Source organism: Butyricicoccus sp. AM05-1 (genome assembly GCF_003474415.1).
GTDB lineage: Bacteria > Bacillota > Clostridia > Oscillospirales > Butyricicoccaceae > Agathobaculum > Agathobaculum butyriciproducens.
The window spans coordinates 125734-137909 of sequence record NZ_QUDG01000002.1 but is presented as its reverse complement, the minus strand read 5'-3'; the positions used below and the strand labels follow the sequence as shown (position 1 = coordinate 137909).

Here is a 12176-nt window from a genome sequence, read left to right as displayed (position 1 = left end):
TGAAAATTGAAGTTTTCTGCAGTTTATACAGGCTGTACAAAAATTACAAGCAAATAAGGATAACGCTCACAGCGGTATCTTCATGTACGGCGGCAAAGTTGATGCACAGAACGGTACAGCGCTGACAATTACCGGCACCGGTAATTCTGTATCCAAGGAAGTCGTAGAGGGTTACTATATCGGTGCTCTGGCTATAGGAACCGCTGATCCGGCTAACGCAAATGTCCGATTTGCAGATAATGCAACCGTAAATTTGGTTGACAATGCTGTTTCTGCAATCAGAAACGGTGGCGAAGTTTATGTTGGCGCAGGCACTGTTATCATGAATAATGGTAGTAAAGCATCGTATGGCGGCGGTATTCAGAATTATGGAAAGATTACCGTTTCTGATGGAGCAAAGCTGTATAACAATCATGCGCAAACAGCAGGTGATGATATTGATAGCACCACGTATGTTGCAGATAGTGCAAGCTACAATCCGCCTGTCCTCACCTTTGCACCTGTTGGTGACGGCTGGATTCTGGATGACTGCAAAGAAGAGCACCCAATCGTAGGCTGGTATCACGACGGCAAGGAAAAGCTGACGGACAATGCCTACAAGAGCTGGAACGGTGATGGTAAAGGCGATGCCTACTACGCTGATGAATACACGGTTAGCGAAGAGGATGTTTCCGATGCACTGGCGCTCAAGGCTGCACACGGTCAGTTCTGCAGCGTAACCTACGAAGTAACCGGCGACATTCCGTCTGATGCAGGCGCAGTTCCGGCGGCAGCCAAGGTTAAGATGAACGGCAGCTACACCGTAGCACCGGTACAGACCACCTCGCAGAGCCGCTACACGTTCAGCGGCTGGCGGATCAACGGTAGTGGTGATGTTGTAACCGAGATCAAGGACATTCAGCAGGATGTCAAGCTGATCGGCGTATGGACCCGCAGATCGTCCGGCGGTGGCGGCGGCAGCAGCAAGCCGACCGTTGACATTCCGGATGATGTACCGACCTCAGCGCACCCTGCGGGGTAGATTGTACTAATTGTTAGATTCGCAGGTGTTGTCCATCGCCACCAGACCGACGAGTTGTGCAACACTGTTATCACCCAGGGCCCCTCTCTTGCTCTTCGGCGATTCACCTCGTGTCGCGCTTGCGGTATGGCCTTAACCGTATGTGCAGCAGTACGCTGTCTGTGAACTGCGAATATTTCACGAAAGATACGGTAGAGTAACCCGACTGCCGTTCCCCATTTCGGAGCGGTCGCCGGTCTCTGGTCTGCGCCAGACTAACAAACAAGGGAAAGGGATGAAAATCAGAGGGTGGAAACCGTAGGTGTCTACCCTCTTGTGCCCCTGCCGGGTAGGCACATCCCCGCTGAATCTCAGCGAAAAACATCCAGTCCGTTAGGGACGAATACGCTTACGCAGTTCGAGTACTCCGCTCAGCCGGTGCTGAAAAAGCTGCCGCCCGGACAGGGCGTAGCGCATACGCGCCTCGTGTGCCAAGCAAAACCGGTGTCGAGAATGGCCTCTGCTAAAGATAAAAAGAAAAAGCACTTACTTTCGTAAGTGCTTGATGGTGGAAGTTACAGGGCTCGAACCTGTGACCCTCTGCCGGTTGGCAGATGACGAACCCAGCTGCAAAAAAAGGCAAAGAAAAAGCACTCATCTTACAATGAGTGCTTGATGGTGGAAGTTACAGGGCTCGAACCTGTGACCCTCTGCTTGTAAGGCAGATGCTCTCCCAGCTGAGCTAAACTTCCATTTTGGTGACCCAGCGGGGATTCGAACCCCGGACACCCTGCTTAAAAGGCAGGTGCTCTGCCGACTGAGCTACTGGGTCAGGTCAAAAAAGTTTTGCGCTGAGTATGAAATTAAGTCGTATGCCGTAATGGCAGGGACGGCTGGATTCGCTTTTGCTGCGGCAAAAGTCACGGCGGTTACAATATGCCACCGGCATATTGCCAAGAGCCGCCTTTCGAATCCGAGGATTCAAAATCTGCCGTAATGGCAGGGACGGCTGGATTCGAACCAGCGAATGTCGGCGTCAAAGGCCGATGCCTTACCGCTTGGCGACGCCCCCGTATTCGTTTGCTCGAAACAGCGTTACCCTAAAGATAACGCGCTGCGTTCGCAGCGCGTCACAGGGTTATATGGGGTGGGTAAAGGGACTCGAACCCTCGACCCTCGGAACCACAATCCGATGCTCTAACCAACTGAGCTATACCCACCATATAAAGTTTGCAGCCGACGGAAATGGCACGCCAGGAGGGATTCGAACCCCCGGCCTACTGCTTAGAAGGCAGTTGCTCTATCCGGCTGAGCTACTGGCGCATATCAATTCCGACAAACCCATTCGAAGAAAATGGAGCGGGTGATGGGAATCGAACCCACGTGTTCAGCTTGGAAGGCTGACATTCTACCATTGAACTACACCCGCGGGTCTTTCTGACGCTCATTTAGTATATCAATAAAACCCTATAATGTCAACATCTTTTTTCAAATTTTTTTGAAAAACTTTTTTCGGCCAAATTTGCAAAGAACATCAAAAGGGCAGATGGTCATGCTATACTGTAATCAAAGGAGGGAGAGAGCATGAAAGCAACGATCTTACTGGCCGAGGACGAGCAGGCCATGCGGGAGGTGCTGACCGACTACTTCACCGCAAAGAGCGGCGGTGATTTTACGGTCGTGCCTGCGCCGGACGGCGACACGGCGCTGCACCTGATCGAGACCCGGCGGTTCAACCTGCTGCTGCTCGACATCATGCTGCCGGGCACGGACGGCTTCGCGCTGTGCCGCGCAGCACGGCAGCAGGGAGACGCGCCCATTCTGTTCGTCACGGCGCGCGAGGACGAGCAGGACAAGCTGCACGGCTACGGCCTCGGTGCGGATGATTACGTTGTCAAGCCGTTTTCGCTGGCGGTGCTGTACGCCAAGGCACTGGCGCTTCTGCGGCGGGCGCGGGGCCTCGGCGCCGGGAATACGCTGACAGCGGGTTTCCTGTCACTTGACCCGGAACGGGGGATTGTCACAGCGGACGGCAGGCGCATCGACCTGCCGCCCAAGGAATTTGCTTTGCTGCGGGCGCTGATGGAGCGCAAAAACCGCGTGCTGACCCGGGACGAGCTGCTTAATCTTGCGTGGGGCTGGGATTTTGACGGCACGGACCGCGTGATCGACGGGCACATCAAAAAGCTGCGCCGAGCACTCGGTCCGCATGCGGACTGTATCAAAACCGTGGTAAAGCGCGGCTACAAGCTGGAGGTGGACGGAGATGAAAACCAAACGTAGAACCTTTTGGAGCTTTTTCACACGAATCGGCGCGGGCTTCCTTGCATTCTGGCTGGCAGTGATGGCGGTGTTCACCGTCCTGCTGTCGCAGCAGCGTGCAAAGCTCATGCTGGCGGAAATGGAAAGCAAATCGGACAAGCTGATGGGAGAGGATACCTATTTTTTGCTTGATCCCTCGAGCTATGACACGACGGACGAGACGGAACTGCGCAGACGATTGAGCAAGCCGGTATTCATGGCGGACAGCGCAGACCCGCCCAATCTGCAGATCATCGAGACCGCTATCACCGACCTGAAATCCGGCAAAGTTCTGCAAAGCAACCGCTGGTGGCTTGAGTTGATCGAGGGAGACAACCTGTACCGCGTGGATATGAGCGGTCAGCCGCGCGAGGTGTGCGAGGCGGTTCTTGCGGGTGCGGGCACAGGCGAGTCGAAAATAGAATCGCTGCCGAAGATGACCTTTGAGGCGTGGACGGACAGCGTGCCCGGATACCGCGATGACGCCTATCTGAAATCCATCACGATCGAGCCGACCAAGAGCGGCACTTGGGAGCCGACCGGAGAGGTGCGCACGATTGAATGCGCATATGACGCGGAGCAGGTGAAAGGTCTGACGCTGAAAACCATGAGTTGTAATCGCTTGGTGTGCCCCGGACCGAACGGCGCCACGACCGAACAGATTGCGGAATCCCTGTCCTCGCCCGCGCGGCAGGCGCTGCGGGAATGGGCAGAATACCCGAGCCGCACAAACAGCAGCCAAACGGTCGAGAAGCTGTGGCTCGTGCGAACGTACCGGCGGACGATTAGATATTGTCCGTTTGCGGAAAGCGGCGCTGTGCTGGTGTCCTATGCGGCGGAAGGATATCCGCTCAAAGCCTTGCTGCCGGTACTGATTCCCGTATGGGCGTTCAGTCTGGTGCTGGCGCTATTCTGCGCGGCAGTGCTGTCCGGTGCGCAGCTGCGCGTCTGGCGTAAACAGGAGCGTGTAGAGCGGGTACGCCGTGAAACGACCGCCGCGCTCGCGCACGAGCTGAAAACGCCGCTCTCCGTGCTCAGCGCCACCGCCGAGCTGCTCGGTGACAACCTTGCACCAGAAAAGCAGGCGCACTATCTGGGTGTCATTCAGCAGCAGGCGCAGCGGATGGACGGCAGTGTGCGGCACATGCTCGAACTGTCGAGATTGGAGACCGGCGCAAAGGCTTTGCGGCGAACCGCATTTTCTCTGGCAGAATTGGCGCAGGAGCGCCTGCAGGCGGCTCTGCCGGCCGATTCCACCATCTGCACCGAATTTGCAGCACAGGACAAATTTGAGGTCAATGCAGACAGGGCACTGCTTGCGCGGGCACTGGACGCACTGCTCGAGAATGCCGTGCAGCACACGCCGGAGGGCGGCTGCATCATGGTGTACCTCGCAGACGGTGTGCTCTCGGTGACAAACACCGGCGAAGCCATTCCGGCGGACGCGCTGCCGCGGCTGTGGGAGGCGTATTATCAGGCCGATCCGTCGCGCAGCGCAAAAGGCGACGGACTGGGACTGTCGATTGCGAAAACCGTGTTCGATCTGCATGGATACGCCTGCGGAGCGGAGAATACCGAAATCGGACCGAAGTTCTGGTTCCGATTTGCCGATAAATAACAAAAAACCGCTCGAAAGAGCGGTTTTTGCTTTGTTAAATAACCTTTTCGAATACCATGGTTGCCTGAATGCGGTCGCCGCCCATCAGACCCTTGCTGCCGCCGTTCGATGTAGTAATCGTGTGCAGGCGATAACCCTTTTGCGCTTGATGGTTAATCGCTTCTTCCAGTTCGGTCAGGTTGCCGGAACCGGTGCCGAGAAATTTTTCCTTCAAAGTAACCTGCAGGACAACGTAATGATAGTCCTTGCCGGATGCGGTGGAGAAAGTCGAGGAATCGCTGAAATCCATAAATAACACCTCCAGTAATTTACACGATTATATCGTATTCGACAGAGATTGTCAATCTGCGTGCAAAAGAAAACCGCCTGTTCAGGCGGTTTTCACGTGTTAGATGGTATCCAGCTTAACCTTGCCGTCCTCAGCGGACAGGTGAACGCCCATCAGCGGCTTATCACCGGTGACGATGGCGGTGGCCAGCGGATTTTCGATCTCCTTTTCGATTAGGCGGCGCAGATTGCGGGCGCCGTACTTGACCGAGTAGGACTTCTCGGTGAGCAGGCCGAGCAGGCTGTCGTCCCACGTCAGGCGGATATCCTTGTCTGCGAGCGTGGTGCGCAACTCACCGAGCATGATCTCAGCGATATGGCGGAAGTTATCCTCGGACAGCTGGTTGAACGCAATAATCTCGTCAATGCGGTTGAGAAACTCCGGACGCATGATTTCTTCAAGAGCCTTCATCACGCGGTCCTTGCTCATCTGAGACACGGTGCGGCCGAAGCCTGCAGGCGTGTTATTGGACTGCGAACCGGCGTTCGAGGTCATAACGATGACCGTGTTCTCGAAGCTGACAACGCGGCCCTGCGCGTCGGTCAGACGGCCGTCATCCAGAATCTGCAGCAGAGAATTGAGTACATCCGGATGCGCCTTCTCAATCTCGTCGAACAGAACGACAGAGTACGGACGGCGGCGGATCTTCTCGGTCAGCTGACCGGCTTCATCGTAGCCGACGTATCCCGGAGGGGAACCGATCAGGCGGGAAACTGTGTGCTTTTCCATATATTCGGACATGTCGAGACGCACGAGTGCATCCGGCGAGTCGAACAGGTCGAGAGCAAGCTGCTTGACCAGCTCGGTCTTGCCGACGCCGGTCGGGCCGACGAACAGGAAGGATGCTGGCTTGCGCTTGGGGCTGATGCCCGCGCGGTTGCGGCGGATGGACGCGCAGACCGCGTCTACGGCTTCGTCCTGACCGATAACGTGCGATTTCAGGCGGGATTCCATATCGCGCAGGCGTGCAGACTCCTGCGCTGCTACCTTGGATGCCGGAATGCCGGTCCAGATTTCGATCACCTCAGCCAGAAGCTGTTCGTCAACCTGCGGTGCAGGCTTGGTCAGCAGCTCGTGCAGATGTGCCTCCACCTGCAGAATGCGGCTGCGGCAGGTGGCGATCTTGGCGTAGGTCTCCTCCTCCTCGGCGCGGGCAGAGGACTGGGTCAGCTCATCAAGCTGTGCCTGCAGGCGCTCAAGCTCGTTCTGCAGCTCGGGAATCTCAGACAGCTGCGGAGAATCCAGATTGAGCCGCGAGCAGGCTTCGTCGATCAGGTCGATGGCCTTATCCGGCAGAAAACGGTCGGTGATATAGCGTTCGCTCATCTCAGCGGCACGGCGGCACATCTCATCGGAAACAGTAACGCCGTGGAAGGTCTCGTAGTACGAGCGGATGCCCTTCAAAATCTCGGTGGTCTCGGCAACCGACGGCTCACCGATATAGACCGGCTGGAAACGGCGCTCGAGCGCGGCGTCCTTCTCGATATACTTGCGGTACTCCTTGAGCGTGGTCGCGCCGATCACCTGAATGTCACCGCGGGCGAGGGCAGGCTTGAGGATGTTTGCGGCGTTCATCGAGCCTTCGGAATCGCCGGTGCCGACAATGTTGTGCACCTCGTCGATGACAAGGATGATGTTGCCGATACGCTTTACCTCGTCGATCAGGCCCTTCATGCGGCTCTCAAACTGGCCGCGGAACTGCGTGCCCGCCACGAGAGCGGTCAGGTCGAGCAGATGGACTTCCTTGTTGCGCATCTTGAACGGAATGCGGCCCTCGTTGATGCGGACTGCCAGACCCTCGGCAACGGCGGTCTTGCCGACACCGGGTTCGCCGATCAGGCATGGGTTATTCTTCTGGCGGCGGTTCAAAATCTGAATGACGCGGTCGGTCTCGCGGTCGCGGCCCACGATATGGTCAATGCGACCCTCTGCGGCCTTTTGGGTCAGATTTTCGCAGTAATTGTTCAGATATTTACGCTTTTTGTCCTCCTTGCGGGAAGAACGGGTACGGGTCTCCTCCTGAGAGCCGCCTGCGGGCTGTCCCGGCAGAGCACCGGCAGCAACCGGATCGGTCTCATGGGGGGCGTCGTCGTCCGTGCCGTCCGAACCGGCGGGAACCAGGTCGTTCAGGTCGGACAGGGAGCCGATCTCACCGGAGAGCGCTTCGAGGTCATCCTCGGTGATACCCATTTGCTCCATGATGTTGTCGAGCGGCTTGACACCCAGTTCGCGTGCACATTTGAGGCACAGACCCTCCTGGGTGGTCTTATCCGGTCCCTCGATTTTGGTGATGAACACCACCGCGATGTTTTTCTTGCACCGCGAGCACATTGGCATATTCATAGGTTAAACTCCTTTTAGGAATTGATAATAGAAAATGGAGAATTAAGGTGTTCTCCATTAAATGGAGATTGGTAAAACATCCACTAGCTGTTTGAGCAGCAGCGTATGCTTGACACGCTCCGGCGAGAGATAGCCGAGCGATGTGTAGGTGATCGGGAACAGCCACTGCAGCACAATCAGCAGGATGCAGACGAATGCAACGCCGGTTACAAAGCCGATGAGTGCGCCGCCTGCAGAATCGAGTGCGCTGAGCGGTGTACGCCGCACAATGAGTTTGAGGCTGCGGCCGAAAATCCAGATGAGCCGTCCGAACAGCACGCTGAACAGCACCACAAGCATAGAGAACGCGATGCTCTCCGACATGCCGACAGCCGCTTCGGTAACGTTCTGCCGCAGACCGTCCAGCACGCCTTCAGCGGTTTTAAGTGCGGCCTGCTTTTCAAACAGCTGACCGACTGCCGGCACGACCACCCACTGCGCGATATACGGTGCGGTATACTTGGCGGCGGCGACCGACGCGGCGATCATACCGATGCGGCCAATCACGCCGTACAGCGCACCGACCAGTCCCCGACGGGCACCGAGCCAGACGTTGGCCAGCAGCACGGCAATGAGGATAAGGTCAGGCGCGTTGAGCAGCTGCGCCGCTGTGGAAATAAAATCGTTGATATCAGTTATCTGCATGTATTTCCTCGGATCGTTCGGAATGCGCGGTAAAGATACGCGCGTTGCGGTTGTAGAGCAGGAAAACCGTACCGTCATCGGTCATGAGCACACGGCGTGCGCCGACAGCGTCATCATTGTGCCACTGCGGCTCGGCGGAGGTGTTGTAGACCGTAACGCCGGACGCAGACAGCACCGCCGTACCGGCGTTGGAGACGGCAAGCGCCGTCGGCTCCTCGGTCAGTGCGAACGGACCGTGCAGACTGCCGTTGCGGACGGTATAGAGGTCGCTGCGTGCATCGTTCAGGTAGGAGCGCACAGCGACAGCCATCGTACTGCCCTGAGAGGCAGTGGCGATCAGATCCTGCGAGCTGAGCTCGAGCAGCACATCGACCGTGCCTCTGCGGGTGACATGATACAGGCCGGTGTCGCACAGCGCGATGGCGGCGTTGTTCTCGGAATAAGTGAGCGTTACACCGAGCGCGTCAGTCAGTGCGGTGTCCGAAACCTGCTTGCCGGAGGACACATCAAAGAACAGCACATGGGATTCGAGCGTTACGCCCTTCTGCCGAAAGGCGAGAATGCCGAGCGTATTGCAGTCCGGCGAGAGTACGGCGGATACAATATAGTATTCCGATGCACGGTATTTGAAAACCTCTTTTCCTGCGGTGTCGTAAACGGCAGCGGCGGTACGGTAGCCGTGCTCATTGGTGGTGAGCACGAAACGGCCGCTGCGGCCGATCGAACCGTTCAGAATGGTGGATTCCAGCTCCAGCTCTGCGACAGCGCCTGCCGAGCCGACCAGTGCGGCTTTGACGCCGCCGCGGTCGTACACGAGCACATGATTCGTGCTGCTCTCCACCGCGGGATCGGAGTAGCCGAGCGAATAGCGCAGCGTGGTCATGCTGCCCGCACGGGACAGGAACAGCGCGTCACTGTCCGCGTACGCCAGACCGGATTCAAACAGCGCACCGTCGCTGAAGGTCTCATTTTCGTAGTTGATGGTGGTGATATCGCCGTCATGCGAGCGAATACCGGCCGCAATGTAGCTGCCGAGCGTGCGCAGCGAGGTCGGCGTAAAAATACGGTAGTTGGCGATCAGGAACAGGGCTGTTCCCAGCACCAGAGCCCAGCCGCAGAGCATGCGGAGCAGAGCGGTCGTGCGGATACGCGCGTCCTTGCTGTCGAGCAGGCGCTGACGGCGCTCCCGCCTGGAGAGCGGAAAGCGGATGATATTCTGCTTTGGGTTCTGTTCGCTCATGAAATCCCGCCTCCTTATTGTAGCGTGTTTTGTGGGTGAAAATGTGAATAAAACTTGAAAATTGTCAGTCCGACAGGCGGAATCTGTCCAGTTCGGGTGTATCGTCGTACCACAGGCGGTTCATGAACAGACCGCAGGCAGGCAGGGTCGGTCCGGCCTGCTCTCTGTCGCAGGCGAGCAGTACGTCGCGCACTTGCTCGGGCGCCAGCTTGCCGCCGCCGACATACGTCAGCGTGCCCGCAATCGCGCGGACCATGTTGTACAGAAAACCATCGCCGCAGACGCGGATGCGGATGAGGTCATCCACCGGCTCCACCTCGCACCAGAAAATGGTGCGAACCGTGCTCTTGACCGGTGTGCCCTGACTTCTCACGGATGCAAAGTCCTGCTTGCCGACAAAATACTGTGCGCCTTCCTGCATTTTTGTAATATCCAGCGGATAATTGTACCGATATGCGTACCGCGCGTGGAACGGGTCCCGCAGGGTGGAAGGGAACAGATAATAGGCGTATTCCTTTTTGGTACAGTTGAAGCGCGCATCGAAGTCCTCGGGAACCTCGACTGCGCCGGAAACCGCAATGTCCTCGGGCAGAAAGCTGCTCAGCGCATACGGCAGACGGTCCATCGGGATCGTGCAGTCTGCGTGGAAGTTTGCCACATACCGGCGGGCATGAACGCCGGAATCTGTGCGTCCGACACCGGAAACATGAACTTTTTGCTTCAGCAGATGGAAAATCGCGTCCTCCATGCTCTCCTGAATCGAAGGACCGTTTTTCTGAATCTGCCAGCCGTTATAATGGGTGCCGTCGTAAGACAGCACTACTGCAATATTTTTCATCATTTCAGTTACTCTTAGTGGGTCGTGAATGGAGAATTGAGAATGGAAAAATGGAGAATGAAGGTGCGGTGCAAAAGCGCCGATTATAATAAATCACACTTTATGCGATACCGCAATTCTCCATTATCAATTTTCAATTATCAAAGGCCAAAATGCTTGAGTATAATAACAACTGCGAACAAAACCGCAACCCACAATAAAGCGCAAACATCTACGCGGGCGATCTTCAGCTGGCGCATGCGGGTACGGCCAACATCGCCGCGGTACAGTCGGCACTCCATGGCGGTTGCGAGTTCGTCTGCACGGCGGAACGCCGAGATGAACAGCGGCACGAGAATCGGGATCATGGCCTTGGCACGCTGAATCAGGTTGCCGGAGTCAAAATCTGCACCGCGCGCCTTCTGTGCCGAGATGATCTTCTCGGTTTCCTCGATGAGGGTCGGGATAAAGCGCAGTGCGATCGACATCATCATGGACAGCTCATGCACCGGCGCGTGCAGCTTTTTGAGCGGAGAAAGCAGACGCTCGAGTCCGTCGGTCAGCTGAATCGGTGAGGTGGTGTAGGTGAGCATGGATGTTGCGATGATCAGCAGCATCAGGCGCAGTACCATGAAAATGGCCAGCTTAACGCCTTCCACACTGATGTGCAGGAAGTACCACTGGAAAATGTAGGTGCCTGGTGTATAGAACAGGTTGAGCACCGCTGTGAAGATAACGATGAACAGGATCGGTTTGAGGCCGCGCAGCACCATTTTGGGCGAAATGCGCGAAATACCGATGATAACCGCCAGAAATGCGATGATGAGCGCATACGAAACCGGGCCCTGCGCCAAAAACAGCAGCACGATGAATGCCACCGTCAGCACGATCTTTACGCGCGGGTCAAGACGGTGCACCGCACTGTTGCCCGGAAAAAACTGACCGAGGGTAATATCCTTCAGCATTCGCGAGCAGCCTCCTTCCGCTTGCAGGCACGCAGAGCATCCATGGCCTGCGCTACGGTATAGACCGAGGTATCAACATCGTGACCGCGCTTTTTCAGCTCGAGCATGACCTTGGTGATCATCGGGATGTCCAGTCCTGCGGCAATGATCTCGTCCGCGTGCGAGAAAACCTCGCGCGGCGTGTCGCAGAACAGCACCTTGGCGTGGTTCATCACAAGCAGACGGTCGGCAATCTGTGCGATATCCTCCATCGAGTGGGACACGATGAGGATGGTCGCGCCGGACTGCTTGTGGTAGCTGCGGACCAGCTCAAAAATCTCGTCACGGCCCGCCGGATCGAGGCCCGCGGTCGGCTCGTCGAGCACGAGTACATCCGGCCGCATGGCGATAACGCCTGCGATGGCTACGCGGCGCTTCTGACCGCCGGACAGCGCAAACGGAGACTGGTCGGCAAGCTCAGGTGCAAGACCGACTGCCGCCATGGATTCGCGCACGCGCTCGTCAATCTCGGCCTGCGGCAGCTTCATGTTGGTCGGGCCGTAGGCGATATCCTTTGCGATGGTCTCCTCGAACAACTGGTATTCCGGATACTGGAACACCAGACCGACGCGGAAGCGCGTTTCGCGGCTGCACTTGCCCTTGGCATCCCAGATGGACTTGCCATCGAGCAGGACCTCGCCTTCGGACGGCTGCAGCAGACCGTTCAGGTGCTGAATGAGCGTAGACTTGCCCGAACCGGTGTGACCGATCACACCGAGAATTTCGCCTTTTTCGATTTTCAGGTCAACATGGTCAAGCGCAACACGCTCAAAGGGGGTGCCTGCGCCGTAAACGTGCGTCAAGCCCCTCGTTTCAAGTATGGTTGACATAAGATTCTCCT

Annotated in this window: 10 protein-coding genes and 6 tRNA genes; 3 read left to right on the top strand and 13 right to left on the bottom strand. The window is 56.8% G+C overall.

Translation table 11 applies throughout. From position 1 onward, the window contains the following. Positions 1 to 82: 82 nt before the first annotated feature. Positions 83 to 1021: a hypothetical protein gene (locus tag DW088_RS04645; RefSeq protein WP_118359867.1), complete on the top strand. Its 939-nt coding sequence runs from the start codon at positions 83 to 85 to the stop codon at positions 1019 to 1021. A gap of 655 nt (positions 1022 to 1676) precedes the next feature. Here the strand turns inward: DW088_RS04645 and DW088_RS04640 are convergent. The 6 genes from DW088_RS04640 to DW088_RS04615 form a co-directional block, all read right to left on the bottom strand. Next, positions 1677 to 1752, bottom strand: a tRNA-Val gene (locus tag DW088_RS04640). A gap of 4 nt (positions 1753 to 1756) precedes the next feature. Beyond that, a tRNA-Lys gene (locus DW088_RS04635) sits at positions 1757 to 1832 on the bottom strand. Between the two features lie 165 nt (positions 1833 to 1997). Next, a tRNA-Gln gene (locus tag DW088_RS04630) sits at positions 1998 to 2072 on the bottom strand. A 71-nt stretch (positions 2073 to 2143) separates the two neighbouring features. After that, positions 2144 to 2220, bottom strand: a tRNA-His gene (locus DW088_RS04625). 26 nt (positions 2221 to 2246) lie between these two features. Then, positions 2247 to 2323: transfer RNA gene (locus tag DW088_RS04620), tRNA-Arg, on the bottom strand. 32 nt (positions 2324 to 2355) lie between these two features. After that, positions 2356 to 2429: transfer RNA gene (locus DW088_RS04615), tRNA-Gly, on the bottom strand. Positions 2430 to 2584: 155 nt separating this feature from the next. Between DW088_RS04615 and DW088_RS04610 the strand changes: the two genes are divergently transcribed. Then, complete coding sequence (locus DW088_RS04610; protein ID WP_118359865.1) at positions 2585 to 3283, top strand: response regulator transcription factor; 699 nt, start codon at positions 2585 to 2587, stop codon at positions 3281 to 3283. Beyond that, the gene (locus DW088_RS04605; RefSeq protein WP_118359863.1) at positions 3267 to 4919 is read left to right on the top strand and encodes a sensor histidine kinase; all 1653 of its coding nucleotides are present in this window, start codon (positions 3267 to 3269) and stop codon (positions 4917 to 4919) included. Before DW088_RS04610 ends, DW088_RS04605 begins: the two co-directional genes overlap by 17 nt. Before the next feature lie 34 nt (positions 4920 to 4953). Here the strand turns inward: DW088_RS04605 and DW088_RS04600 are convergent, their stop codons facing one another. The 7 genes from DW088_RS04600 to DW088_RS04570 form a co-directional block, all read right to left on the bottom strand. Next, a complete protein-coding gene (locus DW088_RS04600; protein ID WP_181967608.1) occupies positions 4954 to 5208 on the bottom strand; it encodes a DUF4177 domain-containing protein in 255 nt (84 codons plus the stop codon). A 99-nt stretch (positions 5209 to 5307) separates the two neighbouring features. After that, positions 5308 to 7590: an ATP-dependent Clp protease ATP-binding subunit gene (locus DW088_RS04595; RefSeq protein ID WP_118359861.1), complete on the bottom strand. Its 2283-nt coding sequence runs from the start codon at positions 7588 to 7590 to the stop codon at positions 5308 to 5310. Positions 7591 to 7647: 57 nt separating this feature from the next. Further along, entirely contained in the window at positions 7648 to 8274 is a 627-nt protein-coding gene (locus DW088_RS04590; protein WP_158574610.1) for a CvpA family protein, read from the bottom strand. Then, positions 8261 to 9514: a DUF5711 family protein gene (locus DW088_RS04585; protein WP_118359857.1), complete on the bottom strand. Its 1254-nt coding sequence runs from the start codon at positions 9512 to 9514 to the stop codon at positions 8261 to 8263. Before DW088_RS04585 ends, DW088_RS04590 begins: the two co-directional genes overlap by 14 nt. A 64-nt stretch (positions 9515 to 9578) precedes the next feature. Then, on the bottom strand, positions 9579 to 10355 hold the full coding sequence (truA, locus tag DW088_RS04580; RefSeq protein ID WP_243029786.1) for a tRNA pseudouridine(38-40) synthase TruA: 777 nt from the start codon (positions 10353 to 10355) through the stop codon (positions 9579 to 9581). A 137-nt stretch (positions 10356 to 10492) separates the two neighbouring features. Next, the gene (locus DW088_RS04575) at positions 10493 to 11296 is read right to left on the bottom strand and encodes an energy-coupling factor transporter transmembrane component T family protein (protein WP_118359855.1); all 804 of its coding nucleotides are present in this window, start codon (positions 11294 to 11296) and stop codon (positions 10493 to 10495) included. After that, complete coding sequence (locus DW088_RS04570) at positions 11290 to 12165, bottom strand: energy-coupling factor transporter ATPase (protein ID WP_118359853.1); 876 nt, start codon at positions 12163 to 12165, stop codon at positions 11290 to 11292. Before DW088_RS04570 ends, DW088_RS04575 begins: the two co-directional genes overlap by 7 nt. Between the last annotated feature and the right edge of the window lie 11 nt (positions 12166 to 12176).

Excerpts from the sequence above, each read along its gene's own strand:
- DW088_RS04645 (WP_118359867.1), top strand. The coding sequence starts at position 83 with ATGTACGGCGGCAAAGTTGATGCACAGAACGGTACAGCGCTGACAATT.
- DW088_RS04610 (WP_118359865.1), top strand. The coding sequence starts at position 2,585 with ATGAAAGCAACGATCTTACTGGCCGAGGACGAGCAGGCCATGCGGGAG.
- DW088_RS04605 (WP_118359863.1), top strand. The coding sequence starts at position 3,267 with ATGAAAACCAAACGTAGAACCTTTTGGAGCTTTTTCACACGAATCGGC.
- DW088_RS04600 (WP_181967608.1), bottom strand. The coding sequence starts at position 5,208 with ATGGATTTCAGCGATTCCTCGACTTTCTCCACCGCATCCGGCAAGGAC.
- DW088_RS04595 (WP_118359861.1), bottom strand. The coding sequence starts at position 7,590 with ATGAATATGCCAATGTGCTCGCGGTGCAAGAAAAACATCGCGGTGGTG.
- DW088_RS04590 (WP_158574610.1), bottom strand. The coding sequence starts at position 8,274 with ATGCAGATAACTGATATCAACGATTTTATTTCCACAGCGGCGCAGCTG.
- DW088_RS04585 (WP_118359857.1), bottom strand. The coding sequence starts at position 9,514 with ATGAGCGAACAGAACCCAAAGCAGAATATCATCCGCTTTCCGCTCTCC.
- truA (WP_243029786.1), bottom strand. The coding sequence starts at position 10,355 with ATGATGAAAAATATTGCAGTAGTGCTGTCTTACGACGGCACCCATTAT.
- DW088_RS04575 (WP_118359855.1), bottom strand. The coding sequence starts at position 11,296 with ATGCTGAAGGATATTACCCTCGGTCAGTTTTTTCCGGGCAACAGTGCG.
- DW088_RS04570 (WP_118359853.1), bottom strand. The coding sequence starts at position 12,165 with ATGTCAACCATACTTGAAACGAGGGGCTTGACGCACGTTTACGGCGCA.